General features: G+C 65.4%; 20 protein-coding genes and 1 pseudogene. 10 read left to right on the plus strand and 11 right to left on the minus strand.

Going from position 1 to position 25,859, the window contains the following annotated elements:
• Nucleotides 1-48: 48 nt before the first annotated feature.
• Together E3T38_RS11495 and dapD are read right to left on the minus strand one after the other, a co-directional pair.
• Nucleotides 49-2,736 (minus strand): penicillin acylase family protein, encoded by a 2,688-nt coding sequence (locus E3T38_RS11495; protein WP_134548331.1) that lies wholly within the window; start codon nt 2,734-2,736, stop codon nt 49-51.
• Nucleotides 2,737-2,830: 94 nt separating this feature from the next.
• Nucleotides 2,831-3,814: a 2,3,4,5-tetrahydropyridine-2,6-dicarboxylate N-succinyltransferase gene (dapD, locus tag E3T38_RS11500; RefSeq protein ID WP_134548332.1), complete on the minus strand. Its 984-nt coding sequence runs from the start codon at nt 3,812-3,814 to the stop codon at nt 2,831-2,833.
• Between the two features lie 26 nt (nt 3,815-3,840).
• Here dapD and dapE point away from each other — a divergent pair, with 26 nt between their 5' ends.
• From dapE to E3T38_RS11515, 3 genes are all read left to right on the plus strand, one after another.
• Nucleotides 3,841-4,974, plus strand: coding sequence for a succinyl-diaminopimelate desuccinylase (gene dapE, locus E3T38_RS11505; protein WP_174775240.1), 1,134 nt, complete (start codon nt 3,841-3,843; stop codon nt 4,972-4,974).
• 15 nt (nt 4,975-4,989) lie between these two features.
• On the plus strand, nt 4,990-6,252 hold the full coding sequence (locus E3T38_RS11510; RefSeq protein ID WP_241984431.1) for a hypothetical protein: 1,263 nt from the start codon (nt 4,990-4,992) through the stop codon (nt 6,250-6,252).
• A 105-nt stretch (nt 6,253-6,357) separates the two neighbouring features.
• Nucleotides 6,358-6,534 carry a DUF3117 domain-containing protein gene (locus E3T38_RS11515; RefSeq protein WP_092108645.1) on the plus strand — a complete coding sequence of 59 codons (177 nt, stop codon included), beginning with the start codon at nt 6,358-6,360 and terminating at the stop codon, nt 6,532-6,534.
• Between the two features lie 75 nt (nt 6,535-6,609).
• Here E3T38_RS11515 and E3T38_RS11520 read toward each other — a convergent pair whose 3' ends face one another.
• Complete coding sequence (locus E3T38_RS11520) at nt 6,610-7,242, minus strand: O-methyltransferase (protein ID WP_104192976.1); 633 nt, start codon at nt 7,240-7,242, stop codon at nt 6,610-6,612.
• Between the two features lie 86 nt (nt 7,243-7,328).
• Here E3T38_RS11520 and E3T38_RS11525 point away from each other — a divergent pair, with 86 nt between their 5' ends.
• Both E3T38_RS11525 and ppk2 read left to right on the plus strand, forming a co-directional pair.
• On the plus strand, nt 7,329-7,718 hold the full coding sequence (locus E3T38_RS11525; protein ID WP_134548538.1) for a twin-arginine translocase TatA/TatE family subunit: 390 nt from the start codon (nt 7,329-7,331) through the stop codon (nt 7,716-7,718).
• A gap of 43 nt (nt 7,719-7,761) precedes the next feature.
• Nucleotides 7,762-8,583 carry a polyphosphate kinase 2 gene (gene ppk2 / locus E3T38_RS11530; RefSeq protein ID WP_104197536.1) on the plus strand — a complete coding sequence of 274 codons (822 nt, stop codon included), beginning with the start codon at nt 7,762-7,764 and terminating at the stop codon, nt 8,581-8,583.
• 3 nt (nt 8,584-8,586) lie between these two features.
• Here ppk2 and E3T38_RS11535 read toward each other — a convergent pair whose 3' ends face one another.
• Genes E3T38_RS11535 through E3T38_RS11545 form a run of 3 tightly spaced genes read right to left on the minus strand, consistent with a single transcriptional unit; the run spans nt 8,587 to nt 11,628 of the window.
• Nucleotides 8,587-9,738, minus strand: a complete 1,152-nt coding sequence (locus E3T38_RS11535) for an Mrp/NBP35 family ATP-binding protein (RefSeq protein WP_134548333.1) — start codon at nt 9,736-9,738, stop codon at nt 8,587-8,589.
• Nucleotides 9,735-10,310, minus strand: coding sequence for a DUF1003 domain-containing protein (locus tag E3T38_RS11540; protein ID WP_104197538.1), 576 nt, complete (start codon nt 10,308-10,310; stop codon nt 9,735-9,737). The genes E3T38_RS11535 and E3T38_RS11540 overlap by 4 nt, the downstream gene beginning before the upstream one ends.
• Nucleotides 10,297-11,628: a magnesium transporter MgtE N-terminal domain-containing protein gene (locus E3T38_RS11545; protein ID WP_134548334.1), complete on the minus strand. Its 1,332-nt coding sequence runs from the start codon at nt 11,626-11,628 to the stop codon at nt 10,297-10,299. Before E3T38_RS11545 ends, E3T38_RS11540 begins: the two co-directional genes overlap by 14 nt.
• Before the next feature lie 135 nt (nt 11,629-11,763).
• On the opposite strand from E3T38_RS11545, the gene E3T38_RS11550 reads away from it, so the two are divergent.
• Entirely contained in the window at nt 11,764-12,321 is a 558-nt protein-coding gene (locus tag E3T38_RS11550; RefSeq protein ID WP_241984432.1) for a general stress protein, read from the plus strand.
• 73 nt (nt 12,322-12,394) lie between these two features.
• On the opposite strand, the gene E3T38_RS11555 is transcribed toward E3T38_RS11550, so the two are convergent.
• Nucleotides 12,395-13,939 (minus strand): aminopeptidase P family protein, encoded by a 1,545-nt coding sequence (locus E3T38_RS11555; RefSeq protein ID WP_134548335.1) that lies wholly within the window; start codon nt 13,937-13,939, stop codon nt 12,395-12,397.
• A gap of 86 nt (nt 13,940-14,025) precedes the next feature.
• The gene (locus tag E3T38_RS11560) at nt 14,026-15,078 is read right to left on the minus strand and encodes an endonuclease/exonuclease/phosphatase family protein (RefSeq protein ID WP_134548336.1); all 1,053 of its coding nucleotides are present in this window, start codon (nt 15,076-15,078) and stop codon (nt 14,026-14,028) included.
• A gap of 86 nt (nt 15,079-15,164) precedes the next feature.
• Between E3T38_RS11560 and E3T38_RS11565 the strand changes: the two genes are divergently transcribed.
• Nucleotides 15,165-16,034: a PHP domain-containing protein gene (locus E3T38_RS11565; RefSeq protein ID WP_134548337.1), complete on the plus strand. Its 870-nt coding sequence runs from the start codon at nt 15,165-15,167 to the stop codon at nt 16,032-16,034.
• 108 nt (nt 16,035-16,142) lie between these two features.
• Here the strand turns inward: E3T38_RS11565 and E3T38_RS11570 are convergent, their stop codons facing one another.
• The gene (locus E3T38_RS11570) at nt 16,143-17,753 is read right to left on the minus strand and encodes a DEAD/DEAH box helicase (protein WP_134548338.1); all 1,611 of its coding nucleotides are present in this window, start codon (nt 17,751-17,753) and stop codon (nt 16,143-16,145) included.
• 145 nt (nt 17,754-17,898) lie between these two features.
• Between E3T38_RS11570 and E3T38_RS11575 the strand changes: the two genes are divergently transcribed.
• Nucleotides 17,899-18,639 carry a ferritin-like fold-containing protein gene (locus tag E3T38_RS11575; protein ID WP_134548339.1) on the plus strand — a complete coding sequence of 247 codons (741 nt, stop codon included), beginning with the start codon at nt 17,899-17,901 and terminating at the stop codon, nt 18,637-18,639.
• A 127-nt stretch (nt 18,640-18,766) separates the two neighbouring features.
• Here the strand turns inward: E3T38_RS11575 and E3T38_RS11580 are convergent, their stop codons facing one another.
• Together E3T38_RS11580 and E3T38_RS11585 are read right to left on the minus strand one after the other, a co-directional pair.
• Nucleotides 18,767-19,075, minus strand: coding sequence for a hypothetical protein (locus E3T38_RS11580; RefSeq protein ID WP_134548340.1), 309 nt, complete (start codon nt 19,073-19,075; stop codon nt 18,767-18,769).
• A 6-nt stretch (nt 19,076-19,081) separates the two neighbouring features.
• Entirely contained in the window at nt 19,082-19,306 is a 225-nt protein-coding gene (locus E3T38_RS11585) for a DUF3107 domain-containing protein (protein WP_092108379.1), read from the minus strand.
• A 95-nt stretch (nt 19,307-19,401) separates the two neighbouring features.
• On the opposite strand from E3T38_RS11585, the gene E3T38_RS11590 reads away from it, so the two are divergent.
• Together E3T38_RS11590 and E3T38_RS11595 are read left to right on the plus strand one after the other, a co-directional pair.
• A complete protein-coding gene (locus tag E3T38_RS11590; RefSeq protein ID WP_134548341.1) occupies nt 19,402-22,578 on the plus strand; it encodes an ATP-dependent DNA helicase in 3,177 nt (1,058 codons plus the stop codon).
• Nucleotides 22,575-25,826, plus strand: a pseudogene (locus tag E3T38_RS11595) (UvrD-helicase domain-containing protein); the annotation flags it as partial. The gene E3T38_RS11590 and the pseudogene E3T38_RS11595, both read left to right, overlap by 4 nt.
• Nucleotides 25,827-25,859: the final 33 nt, after the last annotated feature.

Below are 25,859 nucleotides of genomic sequence, written 5' to 3' on the forward strand. Positions count from 1 at the left end.
ATGCACAGGCTGGTGTCCCGCCCCAAATGAGGCTAGAGGAGCTCCTACCTAAGACGCGGGCCCGAGAGTTAGGGTGTTGGCCGCGTTGCCGTTGATGGCAGCGGGGGTGAACAGCCAGGGGCGGGTTTCGTGGTCGCGCCAGAGCGGCGCCTGGTCGGTGTAGTTGGGGTGGAAAGCGTGTCCGGATGCCCCGGTGAGGTTGATCCAGCTGGAGTCGTCGAAGTTCTCCAGGCTGACGACCTGTCGCATCGACGGTACCCAGTCCACTTGGTAGCCCAAGGTGGCATCCCAGCCGACCGCGTTGACGACGGCTGACCCTCCGGCGAGCTTGTACGGGCCTCGGTTGAACAACCATTCCAGCGGGGCAATCCCGGACTTGCCGAAGCTCTGGTTGGTGAGCTCAAGGGTGTGGATGTTGCCCCACTGCCAGTCCGTCGGGTTCGATCCCATGAGGTCGGCAGCCTCCACTGCGGCATTCGTCATTACTCGGCGCAGCATGCTGTCTTGCCCGATGGTTCCGTAGGCGGCGTTGGACCACCACGGGGAGTTCGGCTCAGCGAGCAGGCTTGTGACCACGGAGAAGGCACGATCACCGCCGGTGAGGGCAGCGCCGGCGTCGATCTTGCCGGTAAATATGTCGTGCACAAGCGTGCGCCAGATCACGTTGAAGTACGCGGCGGCGGCACTGTCGGCGTCCATTTGGTAGTCCCAGCCGTCGAGCAACTTCTGTGCTTCGGTGGCGTCACCGGTGAGTCGCACCTGCTGCAGGGCCGGCACCAGTGCCGCCGCGATGGCGCTGTAGTTGTCACCCTGAATCTCGCTCATCAGCTCTGCGGTCAGCGGGGTTTTCGCGGCAATGAGTTGCTGCAGCCGGGCCGTGATCTGGTTTGCCCGATAGCCCAGGTCCCAATCGGCGGTGAGTAGGTAGGGGTAGCTCTGGTCGGTGGCCGCGTTATTGGCCGTGACGATGTATCCGCTCGGCGGATTGAACGTGCTGGGCAGGGCGTCAAAGGGGATGTATCCGGTCCAGCCATACTGACTGGTATAGCCCGGCACCGGCAGGGTACCGTTGCCGCTGGCCCGAATGGGGATAAGCCCGGGCGCTTGATAGCCGATATTTCCGTCGACGTCGGCATAGGTCAGGTTCTGCGCCGGCACCTCGAACAGGGCGGCCGCGGCGCGAAAACTGGTCCAGTCGGCCGCTTGGTTCAGGGCGAATATAGCGGATGCTGTATGCCCCGGCGTGAGCGCCGTCCACTGTAACGACAGCTCATACGTGGTTGGGTCAGCGCCGGTCTGGTCAGCACCCGCCTCGGCGGTCGGAGTTGGAGGCAGACCTGCCGCCTCCGGAAAATCACTGGCGATCTGGGGGTAGGCCGTGCCCTCGAAACCGCTCAGCAGCGGACCGTGTCCGGTCGAGCGGATCTCGATCTTGACGTCGTCACCGCCGGCGACGGAGATCTTTTCGTCGCGTAGCAGCAGGGGCCTGAGAACGCCGTCCACCTCGTAGCTGTCGCCGGTGACCTTCTCGATATAGAGATCAGCGACGTCAGGGCCGAGGTTCGTGAAGCCCCAGGCGATGCGCTCGTTGTGCCCGATGATCACGCCGGGCATTCCCGAAAAGCTGTACCCGGCAACGTCGAACGGGCAGTCGACCGTGATCGACTGGCAGCGTAACCCCACTTGGTACCAGACCGAGGGCAGCGCCGGGCCGAGGTGCGGATCGTTGGCGAGCAGAGGGTTGCCGGTGTCGGTGAGGGCCCCGGCGACGACCCAGGAATTGGAACCGATCTCCCCGCCGGCCGGTCCGAGTAATTCAGGCACCGTTCCGAGGTGCGAGCGCAACTCGGCGAGAGCCCGCGCGTACGAACCGACGGAACTGGAACCGGCACCAGAACCGGCACCGGGTGCGTCGGGCTCGGTGCCCGGGGTGGCGCCGCGGTCGGCGGCGGGGATATCCGTTGAATCAACGTTCGGCCGAGCGGCCAGCGCCCCGGGTGACGGCTTGGTGACGGCCTGGCTGCCGGTGATGGTGGGGTGCCGGTCGGACGGAAAGTCCGGGTGCAGTCGGCTCACCTCGGTGGGGGTGAGCGTCGTTGACAGCAGGGCGCGGTCGATCTCGTCGTCGAGGTTGGAACGCAGGTCCCAGGCCATGGCTTTCAGCCACGCGACGGAGTCGGCCGGGGTCCACGGTTCCACCTCGTATCCGGGGTTCTGGAGGCCCAAGACGGCATACTCGAGCGACAGGTCGGCTCCGTCATGGGTACCCAGGTAGGCATTCACGCCATCGGCGTAGGCCTGGTAGTAGCCGAGGTTGACCGGGTCGAGAAGGGCAACCTCCTGCTCGGCGACGGCTCGCCAGCCGAGCGTGCGCACGAATGTGTCGGTGCCGACCTGGCTTTCTCCGAACAGTTCCGACAGCCGCCCGCTCGTGATGTGCCGGCGAAAATCCATCTCCCAGAACCGGTCCTGCGCATGCACGTAGCCCTCGGCGAGAAACAGGTCGGCAGCGGTCTTCGCGGTGATCTGGGGAATTCCGGCGTCATCGCGGGTGACCGTGACCGTGTCGGTGAGCCCCGGAACGTCGATGGTGCCAGCCAGCGTCGGAAACGACCGCGTGACCGTCCAGACCCCGAGACCCGCGGTGACCACAACCAGGCTGACCACGATACCGAGCGCGATCAACGCACGCCGAACGCGACGGTGCCCCCTGCTGCGCGGTGCGTCGGTGCCCACATCACTCCCTCGTGAATCGAGCGATCCCCACCCGAGCGGATGCCGCTACCCGGATGCTAGCGGAACCCGCCGACATCCGCTTGGCGGCCGCCGTCTAGGCGTGCAACGCGGCGTTCAGCGTGATGCCGCTGCCACTGCGAGCGAGCACCTCGACGGCGCCGGAGATGGAGTTGCGGCGAAACAACAGGTTCGGCATGCCGGAAAGCTCGACCGCTTTCACCGTGGACGGGGTGCCCTTTGCTGTTACCGCTTCGCCGACCAGGACAACCTTGGTGCCGGCTGTGACGTAGAGCCCGGCCTCCACAACGGTGTCGTCTCCGATGGCGATACCGACGCCGGAGTTAGCGCCGAGCAGGGCGCGGGCGCCGATCGAGATGCGCTGCGTTCCACCGCCGGACAGGGTTCCCATGATGGATGCCCCGCCACCGATGTCGGCGCCGTCACCGACCACGACACCCTGCGAGATACGGCCCTCGACCATGGAGGAGCCGAGGGTTCCGGCATTGAAATTCACGAAGCCCTCGTGCATCACGGTCGTGCCGGGGGCGAGGTGGGCGCCGAGCCGCACGCGGGAGGCATCCGCTATTCTCACGCCGACCGGCACGACGTAGTCGAGCAGCGGCGGAAATTTGTCGACGCCGCTGGCCTGGATGCCGGCGCGTTGCAGGGTAGGGCGAAGCCGGGCGAAGTCGACCGGCAGCATCGGGCCGGCATTGGTCCAGACCACCGTGGGCAGGTGCGCGAAGATGCCGTCGAGGTTGATGGTGTTGGGCCGAACGAGCAGGTGCGAGAGTAGGTGCAGCCGGAGATAGGCATCCGAGGTGCTTGCCGGCGGCGCATCGAGAGTGATTTCCACCGTGATGGCCTCGAGACGCACCGCGCGGCGCGCGTCGTCACCGGCGGCTTCGCACAGTTCGGCCGGAACGATCCAGCGGTCGCGGCCGGTCGGTAATGCTCCCAGTGTCGGGGACGGAAACCAGGTGTCGAGCACGGTGCCATCCGAGGCGACGGTGGCGAGACCATACCCCCAGGCCTGAGTCGGTGCGGATGTGGCGTTTTCGGTGACAACAGAGGGCATACCTCTAGATTAGTAGGGTGACTTCTTTGACTCCGGCCCCGGCCGCTCCCGCCAGCGCCGCCGCACGGCCGGCACAGCTCACCGTGCTCGACCTAACGGCGACCTCGATTGCCCTGACCCGGCAAATCTGCGACATGGACTCGGTGTCGGGCAACGAGACCGCCCTCGCTGACGCGATCGTGGCTGCCCTCGCCGGTTTCGATCACCTCGAGATCATTCGCGACGGCGACACCGTCGTCGCCCGCACCAACCTCGGCCGCGCGCAGCGCGTCGTCATCGCCGGCCACATCGATACGGTTCCGCTCAACGATAACCTGCCCACCCGTTACGAGACCATCGACGGCACCGAGTATCTTTGGGGTCGGGGCACCGTCGACATGAAGGCCGGCGTGGCCGTGCAGCTCAAGCTCGCCGCCGAACTGACCGACCCCGCAGTGGACGTGACCTGGATGTGGTACGACCACGAAGAGGTCTCCGATGAGCTCAACGGCCTCGGACGCCTCGCCCGCAACCGTCCCGACCTCTTCGCCGGTGACTTCGCCATCCTTGGCGAGCCGACCCGGAGTCAGGTCGAGGGTGGCTGCAACGGCAACCTGCGCGTGGAGATTCGCACCTTCGGGCTGCGCTCGCACTCAGCGCGCAGCTGGGTCGGCGAGAACGCCATTCACAAAGCCGCTCCTATTCTCAACATCCTGGCCGGGTACGAGGCCCGCGAGGTCGAGGTCGAGGGCCTCGTCTACCGCGAAGGCCTCAACGCGGTCGGCATCACCGGCGGCGTCGCCGGCAATATCATCCCCGACGAGTGCATGGTGCATGTCAACTATCGCTTTGCGCCGAGCCGCAGCGGCGACGAAGCCGTCGCCCATCTGCGCGAGCTCTTCGCTGGCTACGATCTCACCGTCGTCGACCGGGCCGAGGGTGCCCGCCCCGGTCTCGACGCCCCGCTCGCCCGCGAATTCCTCGCCGCTGTCGGTGGCGTGGCCACCCCGAAATATGGCTGGACCGATGTCGCGCGCTTCTCGGCCCTCGGAGTTCCGGCCGTCAACTACGGGCCCGGTGACCCGCTCAAGGCTCATGCCGACGACGAACGCGTCGCCGTGGCCGAGATCACGGCCTGCGAGAAGGGTCTGCGCGACTGGCTGAGCGCATCCGTTCGGTAGCGCAGCGACAGCACAATGACTGAACGGATGCTCGGCCCCCGCAACCCGGCCGCCCGCAGTCAGCGCGCCCATAGTCAGCGCGCCCGCCGGCTGCCAACGGTCTGGTACGTCCGCTACCGGCTGACCCCGTGGTGGGGCAAAGTGTTCGTGGTTTGGGCGCTATCGCGACTGGTCACAACGAGCCTCATCCTCGTGCTGGCGAGCGTTCAGGGCCCCAACGCCTGGACCGGTGCCAGCCCGAAATACACCGACTTCGCGACTATGTGGGACGGGCGCTGGTACAACATCGTCGCGATGCTCGGCTACCCGAGCGTGCTGCCGATCACCGACACCGGCGAGGTGGGCGAAAATGCCTGGGCATTCATGCCTGGCTATCCGGTCGTTGCCCGGCTGCTCATGGAGCTGACTAACTTTCCGTGGGCGCCCGTGGCCGTGTTCGTGTCGGTGGTGTTCAGCCTGGGTACCGCCCTGCTGTTCTACCGCCTGATGGCAAGGGTGCAGCCGCCGAACACGGCACTGTTCGCGGTCGTGCTGTTCTGCGCCGCCCCGCTATCGCCGATTCTGCAGTTTGCCTACGCCGAGTCGATGTACCTGTTTTTTCTGACCCTCGCCCTCTACCTGCTGCTGGAGCGCCGCTACTGGTTGCTCTACCCCGTCATCGCGGTCATGGCCCTGACCCGGCCGAGCGGGCTCGCCTTCGCCCTCGCCCTCGGCCTGCATGTCATCTACCGCTTCGTCACCCGTGTCCGCGACCCGTTTCCCCGTCACGAGTGGATGTTGGCGGCATCCGTGGCCCTGTTCAGCGCGCTGATGGGATTGGCCTGGCCGATCACGGCCTGGGCAGCCACCGGCGACCTGATGGCCTACACCGACACCGAACTGGCCTGGCGAGCGCCGTACATCGGCTATGTGGAGCTGGTCCCGTTCACTGCGTGGTTCCAGGGCGGGATCTGGTGGCTCGGCAACCCGTGGGGCACTGTCGTGGTGACCGCCCTTATTCTGACCTTCGCCGTGCTGCTGTTCACTCCCGCCGTCCGGCGTCTTGGTGTGGATTTGAGGCTCTGGCTGGCCAGTTACGGCCTCTACCTGCTCGCGGTGTTCTTTCCGCAGTCGAGCACGTTTCGGCTGCTCATGCCGATGCTTCCCCTACTCGGGGCGGCCGCGTTGCCGCGCAGCCGGGCCTACCGCGTGGCCGTGGTTGTACTGTTCGTGGCCGGCCAGTGGGGGTGGCTGCTGATCTGCTGGGGCGTCGACGGGTACGATTGGACACCGCCCTGACGGGCGGGTGCAACCCTCGAATCTGATACTGCGTCCGACCCGAATTTACGTCTCAGGCTGAGATAGTCGATAATGGTGGTACACAGACGAATGGAAGGGGAGTTCATGGCGGCCATGAAGCCACGGACCGGAGACGGGCCAATGGAGGCTGTAAAAGAGGGACGCCTGATCATCGTGCGTGTGCCGCTCGAAGGTGGGGGGCGGCTCGTCGTATCAGTCAACGACGCCGAGGCCAAGGAACTTCACGATGCACTCGCCGGGGTTGTCGCAGCGGCGAAGTAGCCTCGTGTTCCTGTAGGTGACACACCAGAACGGCCGCGCAGTAACTGCGCGGCCGTTCTGGTGTTTTCGGGCGCGTCAGGCGCGCAGCTTGGTGATCTGCAGCAGGCCGTCGCCGACGGGGGAGAGCGCACTGATGACAGCGCTCGACGCGGCAATCTCGGTCAGCAATGTGCGAAAGCCGGTCGCGACATCGTCGCGCTGGGCTGGGTCGGCCACCCGGCCGCGCCAGAGAGCGTGCGCGACGAGCACGGTGCCACCCGGACGAGCCAGACGCAGTCCGTGTTCGACGTATTCGATGACCGATTGCGGGTCGGCGTCAATGAACACAATGTCGTAAGAATTCTCGTTCATGCGCGGCAAAACTTCGCTGGCCTTGCCCGTGATCAGGCGCACCCGGTTGGCGGGAACCTTCGCCTCGGCGAAATTCGCCTTGGCGTGCTGCAGATGGTCGACCTCGGTGTCGATCGACGTGAGAGTGGCGCCAGGAGCCCCAGTCAGCAGCCAGATTCCCGAAACTCCGGCCCCCGTACCGACCTCGAGGATACTGCGCGCCCCGGTCGCAGCGGCCAGAACGGCCGATTGCGCCCCGACCGCAGGCGTTATCGCGTCGATTCCCAGCTCGAGGGATTGCTGGCGCGCTCGGATGATGGCTTCGGATTCCACGACACAGTCGTCGGAGAATTTCCAGTTCAGTTCAATGTCAGACACAAATAACTCCAGTAGATGATTAGGTCAAGACTAGGGCCGTGGCGCGTGTGGTCTGTGGATGCCTCGCCGGGCGCTACTCTAAGGACATGTTTGGGCTGACGTTCGAGAAGATTCTGCTGATCGGGATCATCGCTGTTTTCTTGCTTGGCCCCGATAAATTACCGCACTATGCCGCCCAGCTGGGTCGTCTCGTGCGGCAGCTCCGCGACATGGCCAACGGTGCCAAAGATCGTATGCGCGATGAAATGGGCCCGGAGTTCGACGATCTGGACTGGAAAAAACTGGACCCGCGCCAGTATGACCCGCGCCGGATCATCCGGGAAGCCCTCGCCGACGAAGACCCGTTCAAAGGACAGTCTGCAACGATTTCTCGCGCCGAGCCCAACCCTGAAGGCGCCTACCTGAAACGTAAGCGTGCCAGAGATGCTGCCCAAACCGCGCTCGGGCCGGCCCCGTTCGATTCCGAATCCACGTAGATAGCATGCGTTTGCGAGTAGTGCAGAGCGGAAAGAGAGGTTGATGTCTGCTGTCAAGAAACCCAAACGCGTAACAAAGACCGTCTATGAGGCCGAGCTCGCCCGCCTGCAGGCCGAATTGGTCACGATGCAGCAATGGGTGAAGTCATCCGGCGCCCGGGTCGTAGTGATCTTCGAGGGCCGCGACGCCGCTGGCAAAGGGTCGGCGATCAAGCGCATCACCCAGTATCTCAATCCGCGTGTTGCGCGCGTTGTGGCCCTGCCGATGCCCACCGAACGCCAGCGCGGCCAGTGGTATTTTCAGCGCTACATCGAGCACCTGCCGTCGACCGGTGAGATCGTGCTGATGGACCGCTCGTGGTACAACCGGGCCGGTGTTGAGCGGGTCATGGGCTATTGCACCAGTGATGAATACCGTCGGTTTCTGCATCAGGCCCCCCTGTTCGAACGGATGCTGGTCGAAGATGGAATTTTGCTGGTCAAGTATTGGTTTTCGGTGTCTGACCTGGAGCAGGAACGACGTTTTCGTTCGCGTCTGAAAGATCCCATGCGTCGGTGGAAGCTGTCCGAGACCGATGTGCTGTCGATTACCAAGTGGGTGGATTACTCCAAGGCGAAAGATGAGATGTTCGTGCACACCGACATTGCCGAAGCGCCCTGGTGGGTGGTGGAGAGTGAAGACAAGCGAGCTAGCCGGCTGAACGCGATCAGCCATCTGCTCTCGCTCGTGCCCTACGAGAAGACCGACCCACCCAAGGTGCACATTCCGCCGCGCCCGCCGGCTTCCGACTATGAGCGGCCGCCGCGTGAGAGTAACCACCAGGTTCCCGACCACGCGGCGACGCTGGTCAAGCCCGAGGAGTAGGCGTCAGCGGGGCGTGAGCCTCAGGCTGAGCCCAGCCAGGCTTCGAGTACGCGTCTTCATAGTGTGGGCGAGCGCGAGAATAGCGCGGGCTGAGGGGTCATCCGGTGCGCCGAGTACGACCGGCAGTCCGGCATCCCCGCCGGTGCGAAGCGCCAGGCTCAGCGGAACCTGCGCCAGCACCGGCACCGGTGCCGTCTGGCCGGCGGAGAGTCGCCTGGCCACTTCGGCGCCCCCGCCCGAACCGAACAGTTCGAGCAGGCTACCGTCGGGCTGCACCATCGCCGACATGTTCTCGATCACGCCGTAGACGCTTTGTCCGGTCTGCCGGGCCACGATTCCGCTGCGCTCGGCCACATCGGCCGCGGCGGCCTGAGGTGTGGTCACGACGATGACCTCGGCGTGTGGCAAAAGCTGGCCCACCGTGATGGCAACGTCTCCGGTACCGGGCGGCAGGTCGAGCAGCAGAACATCGAGGTCGCCGAAATACACGTCGGTGAGAAACTGTTTGATCGTGCGGTGCAGCATCGGGCCGCGCCAGGCGACCGCCGCCGACGCATCGTCGATGAACATGCCGATCGAGATGACCTTCACGTTGTGCGCGATCGGCGGCAGGATCATGTCGCCCACCTGGGTCGGTTTGACCGCGAGACCGTCGTGCACGAGGCCGAGCAGGCCGGGAATGCTGAAGCCGTGTACATCGGCGTCGACGATACCCACCCGCAGTCCTTCTCCGGCCAGGGCCACGGCCAGGTTGGCAGTGACGGTGGATTTGCCGACGCCGCCCTTGCCACTCGTGATCGCGTAGACCCGGGTGAGTGACTCCGGGCCGAACTGCACGCTGCGCTCCGCCTGGCCGCCGCGCAGTTTCTCGGTGAGCGCGGTGCGTTGTTCGCGAGTCATGACGGCGACCTCGACGCTCGCCCGGCCCTTCCCTGACACCGACTCGGCGGCCGCGAGAACGTCGCTCTCGATGCGTGCAGCGGCCGGACAACCGGCAATGGTCAAGCGGATGCCGACGCTCACCCGCCCGGTGTCGCTCACCGTCACCCCCGATACCATGTCGAGATCGGTGATGGGCTTGCGAATCTCCGGGTCGGTCACCCCGGCCAGGGCGGTGAGAACACGGGAGCGGATGGTGTCGGGGGCAGAATTCATGCGGTAGGGCGGCTTTCCGTGGTGCTGTTTGGGGCAGGAGGTTCATCTACGGGATTGCGCTCGTCCGCGCGACTGCGCTCATCCAGGTGCTCGAGCAACGTGCGCAGTTCCGCGCGAATGAAATCCTTCGAGGCCATGTCCTTGATCGCGATGCGCAGGGCCACGACCTCCCGAGCCAGGTATTCGGTATCGGCGAGGGTGCGTTCTGCGCGCTGCCGGTCTTGTTCGAACTGCACCCGGTCGCGATCGTCCTGCCGGTTCTGGGCGAGCAGGATCATCGGAGCGGCATACGATGCCTGCATCGACAAGACGAGGGTCAGCGCGATGAACCCGAGCGCAACCGAGTCGAACCGCCACGCCTCCGGGGCGAGGGTGTTCCAGGAGATCCAGGCGACGGCGAACAGGGTGAGCCCGAGCAAAAACCAGGGGGTCCCCATGCCGCGGGCGATGGCCTCGGTGAAGCGGCCGAAGCTGTCCCGGCTGTGACCAGTGCGGCCAAGACCTACGAGGTTGCCGGTGCGCAGGCCCTTGGGCGCATCCAGGCGCAGGTCAGCGCGGTTATTGCGGGCCACGAGGTGTCCTCTGCGCTCCGGGCAGCGGAATGCTGCCGGTTCTCAATTCGCTGCGGGCAGCGGCCCGGCGGCCCACATCGTCGTTGCCGTCGTGGCTGCGCCAGTCGTCGGGCAGTAGATAGTCGAGCACGTCATCAATCGTCACCACCCCGACCAGTCGGTAATTCTCATCGACCACCGGCACCGAAACCAGGTCATAGCTCGCCAGAATTCGGCTGACTTCAGCGGCCGAAGTGTCGGCGGTCACCGGGTCGAGGCCGGCGTCGAGCAGCGTGCCGAGACGTTCGTGGGGCGGGTAGCGCAGCATCCGCTGAAAATGCACCATGCCCAGAAAACGACCGGTAGGAGCTTCGTAGGGGGGCAGGGTCACGCAGATCGCCGCGCCGAGTGCTGGGGCCAGGTCGTGACGACGGATGCGGGCGAGCCCCTCGGCGACGGTGGCGTCCGCCGAGACGATGATCGGCTCGGTCGTCATGAGCCCACCGGCGGTGTCGGGGGCGTAGGAGAGCAGAAAACGTACATCTTCGGCTTCTTCGGGTTCCATCAGGTCGAGCAGTTGCTCGCCGCGCTCTTCTGGCAGTTGGGCGATGAGGTCGGCCGCGTCGTCTGGCTGCATCTGGTCGAGCACATCGGCGGCGCGCGCATCGCCGAGGCTGGTCAGAATACCGACCTGGTCGGTTTCGGGCATCTCCTCGAGTACATCGGCGAGGCGATCGTCTGGCAGTTCGCCCGCCACCTCGAACATGCGCTCCCGCGGCAGGTCCAGCAGGGTATTGGCGAGGTCGGCGGGCTTGAGATCGGAGTAGGTCGCGATGAGGTGCTCGGCGGATTGCGCCTGGCCCTTGGTCTCTTTTTCGCGCACTTCGGCCCAGGTCGCGAATGACGTGACGCCCTTGACGAAAGGCGAGGCGCTGGTCTTGGGGCGGCGCACGAACAGTTGGCTGATGGCCCAGTCGGCCTCCGTGCCTTCTTTGATCGCGACGTCTTCAATGGTCGCTTCGCCGGAACCGTCGGTAAAGAGCACTTTGCGCCCGAGCAATTCGGCGATAACGCGCACTTCGCCGCCACGCTGCTCGTAGCGGCGCACGTTGATCAGGCCGGTCGTGATGATCTGGCCGCTGCCGATGCTGGTGACCCGATTGATCGACACGAACACGCGCCGTTTGCCGGGGATCTCCACGATCAGGCCGACGACGCTGGGCGGGTCGTTTTTTCGATACACCACGAGAACATCGCGCACCTTGCCCACGCGGTCGCCCGCGGGGTCGAAAACGGTGCACCCGGCCAGTCGGGCAACAAAAACTCTGGTGGCACTCACATGACAAATCTAGGCCACCCGCGCGGTAATACGGCCACTCTCAGTGGCCCAGCGAAAATGTCAGAGTGCGATCCGACATCGAACATCGCTGATCAGGCACATTTCACGATCAGCACGGCGTGGAAGAATGGCGTGATGAGTAACCAGAGCCTTTTCTCCCGACGCCGCCCGGTGCTTCCTCCCGTGTTGCCCCGCGGGGAGGTGCTATCCACCTACGGCACCTATGCCGATGCGCAAGCCGCGGTCGATACGCTCGCAAAGGCCGACTTTCCGGTGAAACAGCTTTCGATCGTGGGCAACGACCTCAAGAGTGTCGAGCGGGTGACCGGCAAACTCACCTACGGCCGGGTCGCACTCGCGGGGGCGGCATCCGGTGCCTGGCTCGGAATCTTCTTCGGCATTCTGTTCTTTCTGTTCTCGCCCACCGGGTCGAGCCTGCCGTTCGTTTTCGCCGCACTCATCATGGGTGCCGGTTTTGGCATGCTGCTGGGCATCGCGAGCTATGCCATCAACCGGCGTCGACGCGACTTCACCTCGACCATGCAGGTCATTGCGACCAGCTATCAGATTATTGTCGACGTCGAATTGGTCAACCGGGCGCGAAACTTACTTGGTGGCAGTTCGACTGAACCGGCAGCTGCTGCACGCTCGGAAGACCCTGTTGACCCGGCAGCCCCCGTGGAGCACGAGTAAAAATTCGCGATAAAGCGAAAGAGCACCGGGCCAGCTGCGCTGAACGGGTGCTCTTGTCGCTTTCGCGATGAAGTTAGCGCTGTGCGGCGGCGATCCAGGCTTCGACCTCTGTCGCGGTGCGGGGGATGGCAGCTGAGAGGTTCTCGGCACCGGTGGGAGTCACCAGGATATCGTCCTCGATCCGCACGCCGATACCTCTGAACTCCGCCGGAACGGTGAGGTCGTCTGCCTGAAAGTACAGTCCGGGTTCGATGGTGAAGACCATGCCCGGTTCGAGCACGCCATCCAGGTACATGTCGCGGCGCGCCTGCGCGCAGTCGTGCACGTCGATGCCGAGGTGGTGGCTGGTGCCGTGCACCATGTAACGGCGGTGGTGGCCGTTCTCCGGCTGCAGGGCTTCGTCGGCGGTGACCGGCAGCATGCCCCACTCGGCGGTGCGCCGGGCGATCACGGCCATCGCTGCGCCGTGTATGTCACGAAACACAGCGCCGGGGCGAACGACGGCGAAGGCGGCATCCGCTGCCTCACGTACGGTCTCGTACACCAGGCGCTGTACGTCGGTGTACACGCCGTTGACCGGCAGGGTGCGGGTGATGTCGGCGGTGTAGTAGCTGTCGAGTTCAACGCCGGCGTCGATCAGGATGAGATCGCCGGGGGCGACGACGCCATCGTTGCGGGTCCAGTGCAGGATGCACGCGTGCGGTCCGGAGGCTGCGATGGTGTCATAGCCGACCGTATTGCCGTCGGTGCGGGCGCGGGTATTGAAGACGCCCTCCACCAGCCGCTCGCCGCGGGCGTGCTGGCTCGACCGGGGCAGATCGGCGATGACATCGTCGAAGCCGCGGGCTGTTGCAGCGACGGCGAGGCGCATCTGCGCGATTTCAAAGGCGTCCTTCACTAGGCGCAGCTCGGAGAGGTCGCGGGTGAGACCGGCGTCAGGCTCGTGCGCGGCGTTTATTTCGATGCTGAACGGTGAGTCAGTGGCGTTGCTGCCGAGTACGCGCTCGGCGGCGAAACGCAGGCGGGCTTCATCGACCTGCTCGGTGAAGGTCGGGTCTGCCTCACGGAGTACGAGCGTTTCGCTGTCGACGGCGCTCAGCACGCCAGTGAACTCGGCGATGCCGCGCACGTGGAGGGCGAGGTCGCTCGCGACCTGGGCGACCGATGGGCGCGGACCGATCCAGAATTCACCGATGTCGGGATTGGCGTAGAACTCGTCGGAGTCGCGGCCGGCTCGTTCTCGAAAGTACAGGGTTGCGTCGTGGCCGCTGGCCGCTGTCGGTTCGAGCACGAGTACGGCGCCGGGTTCGCTGTCACTGCCCCAACCGGTCAGGTAGGCGAAGGCTGAATGCGCGCGGAACGCGTAGTCGGTGTCGTTGGAGCGCGGTTTCAACCGGCCAGCCGGAATGATCAGGCGCTGCCCCGGGTACTGAGCCGAGAGGCGTGCGCGGCGCGCGGCGGCGAAGGGTGCCTGCTCGCGGGCACCCGGCAGCGCATCCGTATGATCGGCCCAGCCGCTCGCGATGAACGATTTGAAACCGGTGGATCCGGGAGTCGTCGAACGGTTCTCGTTCGAGCGCGCAGCGGGAATGACAGGAGGAGCAGTGGTATCAGCCATCTCACCAGTCTGGCACCGGACTCTGGGCGGTGGCCGATCATAATGGTGCGGATGCTGCGCCAAGCGGATGCCGGACCCGGCAGAAACTATCTGGCCGGTGTGAGAGTGGCGACGATCGGGCGGTGATCGCTGCCGGCGTCGTCGAGCGACTCGATCACCTGCAGCCGGGTCACCTGCCAGTTCACAGTCGCCATAACATGATCGATCGGGCTGCCGAGGAGCGCCGGAATGCTTGTGGGCCAGGTGCCGACGGCTGCCGCACCGGCCGAAAGTGCGGAATCCGCGCAGTTGCCGAGAACAGCAGTCACGCCATCGTTGGCCCGGCCGGCCATGTGGTCGAGCGTTGAGTTGAAATCGCCCGCCAGGATCACGTTGTCGCCCTGGCACTGGGTGGCGAGCCAGTCGAGGTCGCTGCGCCAATTCGACATCTCGTACTGAATCGGGGCGACGGCGTGCACGGCAACAATAGTCGGCCCGCTCCCGTCGACCGGTTCGGCCACGACGGTGGGCAGTACGTTGGTGTTGCCGGGCGGGCCGGAACCCGCAGCGTTGGTCACGGCGTAGTCACCGAGGTCGGGGCTGATCAGCAGCGTCGTTGACCGAGCCTTGGAGATCAGATCGAACGAGAGCGTGTGCACCCACATGGGGCGGCCGGCGTCGCGCATCATTTCGGCGATCTGAATCCCGGTCGCCTCCGTTGTCTCGGGCAGGGTCAGGACGTCGGCGTTCTGGGCGAGCGCCAGTTCTGCGATGACCGCAGCGCCGGAAGCATCGCCGAGCGTGTTCCAGCTGAGCACCGTGACGGTGGCGGCATCCGTTTTGGCGTCGGCTGGACCCGTGTTTTCCCGGGCGGTAGTGGCGGTGAAACCGCGAGATGCGAGAATGCCGGCATTGGCCACGGCGAATAGCACCAGCAGCACCATGGCCATGCTGAGGATTGGGCGCAGTGGCCGCATGAATCGGAGCAATCCAAGCACAATGAGGCCAACGATCGCGCCGATGACGGCGATGGCACGAAACGAGACGAGATGCGCAACGACCCAGGTGGTGTGCAGGCCGAATGCCTGCGGCCAGGTCAGGACCAGCAGAAAAACGGCGGCGGCAAGGAGAATCAGTGCCCGGAGGAGTCGCGTGAACATTATTCTGAACCCTAGATCAGAATTCTGGGGAATCCCCAGCCCTGTGCAGCGGGGAAGAGGCGGGGGCGTCCAACTAGCATGGGGTTATGGCAGTCGTGCGACAATTTCAGGGTCCGATTGATCTGCACGCGCACTCGAGCGTGTCAGACGGCACCGAAACGCCGGCCGAACTGGTTCGTGCGGCGGCCGGTGCGGGGCTCGGAACGGTTGCCCTGACCGACCACGACTCTACCGCGGGCTGGGCTGCGGCATCCACTGCCGCGCGCGCCGTGCGAATCACGCTTATTCCCGGAATGGAATTCAGTACGCGGGTGCAGTACGCCAGTGTTCATCTTTTGGCATATCTTTTCGATCCGGCCGATTCTGCGCTACTGGCCGAAGTGACGCGGGTGCGGGCCGCTCGTCTGAGCCGAGCGGAGCAGATGGTGGCCCGCATCGGTATGGACTACGACCTCAGCTGGGACGATGTACTCGCCCAGACCACGCCCGGTGCTACTGTCGGCCGGCCGCACATCGCCGACGCGCTCGTCGCGCGCGGTCACGCGCTCAACCGCAGTGCGGCTTTCGCCGACATTTTGCATTGGAAGGCCGGCTACTTTCAACCGCACTACGCGCCAGATCCGTTACACGCGATCGAACTCGTGCGTGCCGCCGGGGGAGTGCCGGTTATCGCCCATCCAGCCACGCGGGGTATCGCCGACGTGGTCTCGGAATCCCGGCTGAAGACGATGGTGGGAGCGGGGCTGTTCGGCCTCGAACTCGAACATCGCGAGAACAACCCGGAACCTACAGCGCGCCTGTACGAACTCGCCACCAAATTCGGGCTGTATGTCACCGGTTCGAGTGACTACCACGGCACCGGCAAACCCAATCGGTTCGGCGAGAACACGACCGCCCCCGAGGTGCTCGACCGCATCATCGCTGAGGGCCACGGCTCCGAGCCCGTCTACGGCTGACCTTCTCAGTGAGTGCCGTGGCCGCGCGCGACAAAACCCGGCACGAAAGCTGCCACGGCCTAAACGGTGGCAGCCCGCATGCCGGGCGTTGACAGAGCTGATCAGGGACTAGATGGTGTTGCCGGTCTGCGGCGAGCGACGACGCGTGCGGCTGCGGCGCAGCGGTGCGTTGTTGCCGTCGTGGTGCTCGGTTCCGCCGCCGTCGTGTGTGCCGGCTGCCGGGGTTGCGGCGGGGGCGTCGGGGTTGGTGCTGGAACCTACTCGGGTACGTGACCGCGTCGGTCGACCCGTGTCGTCCCCGCCGTCGCGTACCGGGCTCGTTGCCGGTCGGTCGGAGCCGCGCGGTGAATCGCCACGCCGGTCGCTGTGGGTACCTTCGGAGCGAGCGCCTTCAGAGCGACCGCCTGAAGAGCGGCCGCCGCGTACCGCACCGGAGCGACCAGTGTCTGAGCGGCTGCCGGCTCCGGAGCGTGCACCTCCGGAGCGACCGGCGCCGCCGGTGCGAGCCTCGCCAGCAGTGATGTCCTTCACCGGAGTCGCGCGCAGGCGTCCTTTGGATCCGGCCGGAATATTGAGGTCGGTGTAGAGGTGTGGCGACGACGAGTAGGTTTCCATCGGTTCCGGCTGACCGAAGTCCAGTGCCTTGTTGATGAGGGACCACTTGTGCAGGTCATCCCAGTCGACAAAGGTCACCGCGATGCCGGTTTTACCGGCGCGCCCGGTGCGACCCACCCGGTGCAGGTACGCCTTCTCGTCCTCGGGAATGGTGTGGTTGATGACGTGGGTGACATCCTCGACGTCGATGCCGCGAGCAGCGACATCCGTTGCGATCAGGATTTCTTTCTTGCCGCTTTTGAAGCTGGCCATGGCGCGTTCGCGCTGTTCCTGGTTCAGGTCGCCGTGCACGGCCGTGGCGTTGAAGCCGCGGTCGCCGAGTTCTTCAACGAGCTTCGCGGCGGCGCGCTTGGTACGGGTGAAGATGATGGTCTTGCCGCGGCCCTGCGCCATGAGGATGCGGCCGATGACCTCGTCCTTGTCCATGTTGTGCGCACGGTAGACGAGGTGCTCGATGTTGGCCTGCATCAGGCCCTCATCGGGGTCGGTCGCGCGAATGTGAATCGGGCGGTTCATGAAGCGCCGGGCCAGGGCCACGATCGGTCCGGGCATCGTCGCCGAGAACAGCATGGTGTGGCGGGTCGACGGGGTCTGCGCGAACAGTTTCTCGATGTCGGAAAGAAAACCGAGGTCGAGCATCTTGTCGGCTTCGTCGAGCACCATTTCGCGCACGTTGGCGAGGGTGAGCAGGCGCTGGCTGGCCAGGTCGAGCAGGCGGCCGGGGGTTCCGACCACGATCTGTGCGCCGGCCTTGAGTTGTTCGATCTGACCTTCATAGGCTTTGCCGCCGTAGATGGAGACGATCTTGGTATTACGGCCGGTTGCGGCGAGCTCGAGATCTTCCGAGACCTGCACGCACAGTTCACGCGTCGGAACGACGATGAGGGCCTGCACGCCGGGCTCGGGATCGAGCCCGAGGCGTTGAATGACCGGAAGGCCGAAGCCGAAGGTTTTGCCGGTGCCGGTCTTGGCCTGACCGATGATGTCCTGGCCGGCGAGCGCCAACGGAATGGTCTGGTTCTGAATGGGGAACGGTTCGAGGATGCCCTTGGCGGCAAGGGAGTCGACCATGTCCTGGTCAATATTAAGTTCGGAGAAAGTCACGAATGTTTGCCTGTCATTAACTGGAAGCGAAGTGCGCCCGTTTTTGCGTCTCGGGCAGCGGCCGCCGATCCTTGTCGACGACGTAATTCCAGCTTACTGCCCCGTCTGTACCGCGGCCACAGGCGCGCTGTCCTAAGCTGAGCCAGTGGTCACGTGGTTCGGTCGGCGCCCGCAGCGCAATGAAGCCCCGCGGCTTTCCGCCCGCGGGGCGCTCCAGCCGACCGAAAAAGTGGACATCAGTTCGCTGGCCCCCGGTGTGCAGCATTTTCTGGGCCAAGCCGCCTACTGCGAGCTCGGGGGGTTCGAAAGTCTGGCCCGCGCCGTGGCCACCGCGCCGAATCTTGCCGTGAAGGAAGGCCTCAGCGCCGCCGCAGGTCGAACCTTGAGCAAGCATCACGGTCTGGTCACCGAGATTCGACGCCGCGGGCACGATCCGGCCACCGAGATGGCCCCGTTTGTCGCGAGTCTCGACGAGTTTCGCCGCAACACCAGCGGCGCCGACTGGCATGAGCTGCTCCTGAGCTGCTATCTCGCGGGCGGCCTCCTCGAGGACTTCTTCATCCGGCTATCGGACGGCCTGCCGCGCGATATCGGACCGAGGGTGGCGCAGCTCCTCGGCGAAAATTCCGGCACCGACGTGCTCGTGCACGAACTGCAGACCGCCATTGAAACCGACGTCGAGCTCGGCTCCCGGCTCGCCATGTGGGGCCGTCGGCTCGTCGGCGATACCCTGCTTGTGGCTCGCTCGGCGATGCCGGCAACGGGCCCAGGCACCGACTCGGCCGCTGGCCCTGGCGCCGTGGCTGAGGCGCGAATCGAACCGGTCTTCACCGAACTCATTGCCGCGCACACCCGCCGCATGGACGGTCTCGGCCTGACCGCCTGACACCTGGGGTATCGGTCAGTCGCCTGGGTAGGCGGCCAACCAGTTTTTTTGATATTTCCGTACGACCAATCATCATGTCCCCTCATGCGCCGAGGCGGGCCGGACGGCTAGAGGGGTCGCGAGGGATTTACGCGGTGGCGGCGGACCCGGTGTTGGCGAGGCGTTGCAGCAGCCGATGGTCGGCATGAATGCGTTGCCGACTGATCACCAGATTCAGCACGACGGATGACACGGCGGCGGCGCCAAGGGACATCCACCAGATCCAGCCACCGGACCAGTTCCAGCCGAGCCAGGTCAGCGCGACCCAGACAGCAGATGCAGCAGCCGTTCCGATCGCTGGAACCAGCACCGAACCCTGCGTCGACCGACCGGGCAGAAAATACCGCGCGCCGAGACCGATGAGAGCTCCGAACAGTGCGACGAACAGGAGTTCCATGGTGCTTTAGGCGACGAAACCGACGCGACGCGATTCTTCGCTGCCGAGTTCGACGTAGGCCAGGCCGACGGTCGGAACGATATAGACGCGACCCTTGCTGTCGCTGAGCTTCAGATAGCCGGTCTGACCGGAAAGAGCCGCCGCAACGGTCTCCTCAATCTCGGTCGCTGGCTGCGATGTCTCGAAACCGATCTCCCGGGGGGAGTTGAAAATACCAATGCGAATGTCCATAGAACTGCCTTTCGTAGCCTTGCGCCCAGAGTACGACAGAACGCGTCACCGTCCGGACAGAGTTCACTGTCGGCGCAACCCGTTACCGTTGAAATGTGACCAACCACACCCTTGATTCCGCCCAGACGGCCGTTCTCGACCTCCCCGACGGGGTCAGTGCCGCGGTGATCGGCGCGCCCGGCTCGGGCAAGACGACCACGCTCGTCGAACTCGTCGCCGACAGGGTGCTCAACCGGGGGTATTCTCCGAGCGAGGTATTGGTACTGGTACCGACCCGCGCCGGAGCCACGGAGCTGCGCGACCGGCTCGCGCTGCGCCTTGGCGTACCGACGAACGGCCCGCTGGCTCGCAGCGCCAACTCGGTGGCCTTCCAGATTGTGCGTTCGGCGGTCGCGCAGGCCGGCGGTCCGACTCCCACTCTGCTCACCGGTGGTGAGCAAGACCAGATCATTGCCGAGCTGTTGCAGGGCCACATTGACGATGAGACCGGCCCGGCCTGGCCGACTACCCTCGGTCCCGATGTGCGCCGCTTACGGGGCTTTCGCACCGAACTTCGCGATCTCATGATGCGCGCGGTCGAATACGGTGTCTCGCCGGGGCAGCTCGAGCGTTTCGCACTCGGACGTGCGGAGTGGGCGGCGGCGGCCGAGTTCATTCGCGGTTATGAAGAGGCCAAAGACCAGGCCCGCCCGGGCCAATACGACTCGACCGAGCTGGCTCGCTATGCTGCCGCTGTCGTCGCGGGCGCCCAGGCCGGACCGGCCGGCGTTGCAACGCTCGGCTCCCTCGCCGACCTGCGCCTGATCGTGCTTGACGATGCCCAGGAAGTCACACAGGCCACGATCACGCTGTTGGCCCAGTTTCAGACGCGCGGGGTGGCGATCATCGCCGTCGGAGACCCCGACATCAGCACCGGCTCGTTTCACGGTGCGCATCCGGATGCCCTCGGTCGCCTCGGCTCGTATCTCAGCGAGGGCCGGGCCGTACCGGAAGGCCGTGTGGCCGCGCCGATCGTGCTGCAGACGGTGTATCGGCACGGCGCGAACATCCGTCGCGTCGTTGCGCAGGTCACCGGCCGGATTGGCGCTGCCGCGGCTGGCACCCAGCGTGCTGCGGCCGGGCACGATTCGACAGAAGCGAGCGACCGTTCGGTGCAGACCGTGGTTGCGACCAGCCCGGCCGATCAGCTCGCGGTGATCGCCCGGCTGCTGCGCGAACGCCACGTGATCGATGCAATGCCCTGGTCGCGTATGGCCGTGATCGTGCGCACCGGATCGCTCGTGCCGTCGATTTCCAAGGGGCTCGCCGCACTCGAGGTGCCGACGCAGATCTCTACCGCGAGCACAGCCCTGCGTGACGAATACGCGGTGAGGGCGTTCATCCTGGCGCTCGAGGTGACCCTGGGGCGCAAACCGCTCGACCCCGAGGCGGCGATCCAATTGCTGCGCGGCCCGCTCGGTGGGCTCGACCCGATCACCCTGCGCCGGCTTCGTGCTGCGTTGCGCCAGCACGAGCTGGCCACTGACACCCCCACACCGCGCAGCGCTGACGAGCTGCTCGTCGTCGCACTGCAGACCCCCGATCTGCTCGCCACCATCGATAACCGCACCGCTCGCCGCGCAGCCGGCTGCGGAGCGAGCCTGCGCGACGCGAAAATCGAATATGAAGCCGGTGCCACCATCGAGGAACTGCTCTGGGGTCTCTGGCAGCGCAGCGGACTTGATCGCGAGTGGAAAGAGCAGTCCACCGGCACCGGAATCGTCGCCGACGAAGCCAATCACAATCTTGACGCCGTCGTCGCCCTGTTCTCGGCGGCGCAGCGCTACGTCGAACGCACCCCGTCGGCCCCGCCGGTACTTTTTCTGGAACACCTCGTCGACACCGATGTGCCCGAAGATACGCTCGCGCCGCGTGCCCTGGGCGCGGCCGTCACCGTGTCTACCCCAAGCGGCACCATCGGGCGCGATTTCGACATTGTCGTGGTGGCCGGCGTGCAGGCCAATGTCTGGCCCGACCTGCGTATCCGTGGCTCCCTGCTCGGCGCTGGCGACCTGGCCGTGGTCGCCACGGGCCAGGGCGGCACCGGGAACGACGCTGCCGGCACCGACGCGCGCACCGCGGTTCTCCACGACGAATTGCGCATGTTCGCCCAGGCCGTCAGTCGTGCCACGACTGAACTGCTCGTCACCGCCGTGAGCAATGAAGAAAACGAGCCGTCGGTCTTCCTTCGTCTGCTACCAGACCCCGAGCCTGAGCGGGCTGTCGACGATTTTGCTCGTTACCCCCTGTCGTTGCGCGGCCTGGCCGGGCGGATGCGCCGTGACCTGACCCGGGCTATCCGCTCACCCGCCCGCATCGACTCCGAGACGGCCGCCCGCGCAGCGGATGCCGCGGCCACACTGTCCCGCCTGGCCAGCGAAAACGTGCCCGGCGCCGCACCGGATCAGTGGTACGGCCTGACCGACCCGAGTACCGTGCGCCCGCTCAACGACTCCGCGACCGGTGATGATCCGGTGCGTGTCTCGCCGTCGCGAATGGCCGCATTCGAAACCTGTCCGTTGCACTGGCTGATCGGGCAGGTCGGCGGCGGCAGCTCGAATACCGCCGCCAACCTCGGCACGATCATTCACAAGGTCATGGAAGACTGCGTCGACCGTCGGCCAGAGGCACTCTGGCAGGGCGTGGAGTCCCGCTGGAACGAACTCGACTTCGACGCCGACTGGCAGTCACGCGTGCAGAAAGTTGCCGCCAGAGCGCTCACCGACCGGCTCGCCTCGTACCTGCTCGATTTCGAGAACGGGGGCGGTGAGCTGCTGAGCGCCGAGGGGACCTTTCAACTGGAAGTGAGCGGTGCCGTGCTGTCGGGCACCATCGACCGAGTGGAACGCCAGGCCGACGGACGGGCCGTGATCGTCGACCTGAAAACCGGCAAGGGCGACGCGACAAGCGATGTAGGCGTCGCGGAGCATCCACAGCTCGGCGCCTACCAGCTGGCGTTTCAGGAGGGCGTCATCGAGGGCGTTTCCGGCGACATGGCGCTGGCCGGTGCCCGCCTGGTCATCATCTCCTCCGGCACGGTCAAACAGAACTACCGCAATCCCACCCAGCCCACCTTCACCCCGGAGCAAGTCGATGCTTTTCGCACCCGGGTAAGCGACGACGCGGCAGGCATGGGCGGCAGCACTTTCATCGCCGAAATAACCGCGCACTGCCTCGACCCGCGAAGCCACGGGTCCTGCCGCATCCACATCATCAAGCAGGTCAGCTCATGAGTCTCACGACAACGGTCACCACATCAGTCACCACGGTCTCCGCCCTCGACATTGCCTCAGAACTCAGGCTTCCTCCGCCCACCGATGAGCAGCAGGAGGTCATCGAGGCGCCGCTCAGGCCGACCCTGGTGGTCGCCGGCGCCGGAAGCGGCAAGACCGAGACGATGGCCAACCGGGTGCTTTGGCTGCTGGCCAACGGCCACGTTCGCCCCGACCAGATTCTCGGCCTCACCTTCACTCGCAAGGCCGCCGGCGAGCTGAGCGATCGCATCAATAAGCGCATCGCCGACCTCGATGCCGCCGGACTGATGCCGATCATCGCCAACTCAGACGCCAGCTCAGACGCCGGGTCGGGCGCCGGGTCGGCGGCTGAGTCTTCCGACCTCTTCAACACGTCGAGCGTCTCCACTTACAATTCCTTTGCCAGCCGGTTGTTCACCGACAATGCCCTGCTGCTCGGCCGGGAGCCGGAATCTGTCCTGCTCAGTGAAACGAGCGCCTGGCTGCTCGCTCGGCGCGTGGTCATCGATCACGGCGACGGTCGCCTGGTGCCCTACGGCAAGAGCGTCGACCAGGTCACCGACGCCGTGCTGCAACTCAGTCGTGCCGTTGCTGAGAACCCGCCGCCCTGGCACAACGGCGCGCCGGGAACCCCGCACGACCTTGCCGGCCTGGCCGAAAGTTTCGTTTACTTGAGTGATTTGCCCTACGGCAACCCGCGTAAGAAAAAGCCGTACGACTCGGTAATCGATGCCTTGGCCGCAGTAGCGCCATTGCCGGTGCTTGCCGAACTCGCTGCGCAGTACAGCAGTGAGAAGCGCCGCCTCGGCCTCATCGAATTCTCCGACCAAGTGGCCCTCGCGCTTCAGGTCTGCCAGAAAGTCGATGCGGTCGTCGACCGCTATCGCGAGCAGTACCGTGTCGTGCTGCTCGACGAATACCAGGACACCTCCGTACTGCAGACCGAGCTATTGCATACGCTCTTTCACAACCACCCGGTAATGGCCGTCGGTGACCCGCACCAGTCGATTTACGGATGGCGCGGCGCCAGCTCGGCAAATTTGCTCGGCTTCGAGCGGGACTTCAACACCAGCGACGCCAGTCCGGTGGCCGCAGCGCCGACCATGTCGCTGTCCTTCACCTGGCGGAACCCCTCCCTCGTTCTCGACGCTGCGAATGCCGTCGTCGATCCGCTGAGTCAAACGCTGCGCGCCCAACCTGGTGGAATTCAGGTTGAAACACTCAAGGTGCCAGCCGGCACCAGGGCCGGTGGCATTGACGCGCTCATGGCGGAGACCATTGCCGATGAGGCCGATGCGGTAGCCGACTGGTTCGCCGCCCGGCTCGTTGGTGATCACACCGGTGCCATGCTTTTTCGGGCGCGCCGGGAGATGGACTACTTCGCCGAGGTGCTGCGCTCCCATGGCGTGCGCGCGCACGTGCTGGGCCTTGGCGGATTGCTTTCCACACCGGAGGTCGCCGACGTCGTGAGCGTTCTGCGGGTGGTGCACGATCCTGCTGCCGGCAGCGAGCTCGTGCGCCTCCTCAGCGGCGCTCGCTACCGCGTCGGCGCACGCGACCTGCAGGCTCTCGCCAATGTGGCACGCTGGCTGGCCCGGCACGATTGGGCCCAGAAAGCAATTTCGGCCGATCTGCGGGGCAAGCTGCGGGCATCCGTCGCCGGTGATGAGGGCAGCTCCCTGGTTGATGCGCTCGACTTTCTGGGCACAGCCCCTGACTCTCACGGCCAATTCGCGGAGTTCAGCGAGTTGGGGCGTGCCCGCGTGCAGTCGGCCGGCCGGCAACTGGCGTGGCTGCGTTCCCGCGCCAGCCTGCCGCTGCTCGACTTCGTGCGGCTGATCGAACAGGAATTTCGGCTCGACATCGAACTGACCGCGAACGAGGACAACGACCTCGGACTCGCCAACCTGTACTCCTTCCACGACACGGTGGCCGCATTCCTCGACAGCGACGAGCAGGGCACCCTGGCCAGTTTTCTGCGCTGGCTGAAGCGGGCAGAGCTGCAAGACGACCTCGGCCCGCGCGCTGAAATGTCGGAACAGGGCACCGTGCAGTTGCTGACGATTCACGGTGCCAAGGGCCTCGAATGGGATTTTGTCGCCATTCCAAACCTCACCGAGAAAAGCCTGCCCGCGTTAGCTCACGATTCCAGCGGGTGGCTGCGCTTCGGCGAGCTGCCCTACGGCTTTCGGGGCGATCGCTCCGAGCTACCCGAGCTCGAAGTCGCCGGTCACGACACCCAGCTCGATTATGACCTGGCTTTCCAGACCTACAAGGAGCAGTTGGCGACGCGGCACGACGACGAAGAACGCCGGCTCATCTATGTCGCCATCACCCGTGCCAGGCAAGATCTCCTGCTGACCGGCTCCTTCTGGGGCCCGGGACTGACGGTTCGAAAGCCCAGCCGCTACCTGGTAGAACTCGCCGATGCCGGGCTCATCCGGGCCATCCCCGACACGAGCGCCGAGGTCGACAAACCTGGCTCCGCCTCCAGCGGCACGGAGCTGTGGCCGTTCGACCCGCTTGGCACCCGCCGCGCTCTCGTCGAAGCCGCCGCGACCCGCGTCTTGAGCAGCACTGCGGATGCTCCCACTCGCTGGTCCCACGCGGTTACCCTGCTGCTGGAAGAACGTGCCCTGCGGTTGGCCGGCGGCGCTGTCACCCCCGTTCCCACCCGCATCCCCGCATCCCGGTTCAAAGACTACGTCGACGACCCTGCTGGAGTTGCTGCCGAACTGCGCCGCCCCATGCCGCAGCGCCCCTACCGCGCCACACGGCTCGGCACCCTGTTTCACTCCTGGGTGGAGCGACGTGCCGGCGGCGCGACCGGCACCGATCGCGTCGATGCCGCGCTGAACGAACTGGACTTCGGCGATGACGATGCGGGCGACGACGGTTCTGGCGACGACGGCGGTACCGGCGCACTGAATGACCTCGCCGTGCCCGAGCAGGAACAGTTTGCGGTTCTGCAGGCCACCTTTGAACGGTCCGAGTGGGCCGATCGAGCGCCGGTCGACGTCGAGATTGAAATTCACCACGTGCTCGCGGGCCAGGTCTTCGTCTGCAAGCTCGACGCCGTCTATCGCACCGAAGCGGGGTATCAGGTCGTCGACTGGAAAACCGGGCGGGCTCCCAAGAATGCCGCTGACCTCGAACTGAAGCAAACCCAACTCGCGCTCTACCGGTTGGCCTACGCCCGGTGGAAGGGAATCGATCCGAGCATTGTCGACGCCGTGTTCTATTTCGTCGCCGACGACACC

Origin of the sequence: Cryobacterium sp. Hb1 (assembly GCF_004403585.1) — a bacterium.
GTDB classification, from domain to species: Bacteria; Actinomycetota; Actinomycetes; order Actinomycetales; family Microbacteriaceae; genus Cryobacterium; species Cryobacterium lyxosi.

Coding starts and splice junctions, on each gene's coding strand:
- ppk2 (WP_104197536.1), top strand. CDS start 7,762: ATGTCTGCTGTCAAGAAACCCAAACGCGTAACAAAGACCGTCTATGAG.
- E3T38_RS11515 (WP_092108645.1), top strand. CDS start 6,358: ATGGCGGCCATGAAGCCACGGACCGGAGACGGGCCAATGGAGGCTGTA.
- E3T38_RS11525 (WP_134548538.1), top strand. CDS start 7,329: ATGTTTGGGCTGACGTTCGAGAAGATTCTGCTGATCGGGATCATCGCT.
- E3T38_RS11585 (WP_092108379.1), bottom strand. CDS start 19,306: ATGGACATTCGCATTGGTATTTTCAACTCCCCCCGGGAGATCGGTTTC.
- E3T38_RS11535 (WP_134548333.1), bottom strand. CDS start 9,738: ATGAATTCTGCCCCCGACACCATCCGCTCCCGTGTTCTCACCGCCCTG.
- E3T38_RS11510 (WP_241984431.1), top strand. CDS start 4,990: ATGACTGAACGGATGCTCGGCCCCCGCAACCCGGCCGCCCGCAGTCAG.
- dapD (WP_134548332.1), bottom strand. CDS start 3,814: ATGCCCTCTGTTGTCACCGAAAACGCCACATCCGCACCGACTCAGGCC.
- E3T38_RS11565 (WP_134548337.1), top strand. CDS start 15,165: ATGGCAGTCGTGCGACAATTTCAGGGTCCGATTGATCTGCACGCGCAC.
- E3T38_RS11560 (WP_134548336.1), bottom strand. CDS start 15,078: ATGTTCACGCGACTCCTCCGGGCACTGATTCTCCTTGCCGCCGCCGTT.
- E3T38_RS11580 (WP_134548340.1), bottom strand. CDS start 19,075: ATGGAACTCCTGTTCGTCGCACTGTTCGGAGCTCTCATCGGTCTCGGC.
- E3T38_RS11555 (WP_134548335.1), bottom strand. CDS start 13,939: ATGGCTGATACCACTGCTCCTCCTGTCATTCCCGCTGCGCGCTCGAAC.
- E3T38_RS11550 (WP_241984432.1), top strand. CDS start 11,764: ATGAGTAACCAGAGCCTTTTCTCCCGACGCCGCCCGGTGCTTCCTCCC.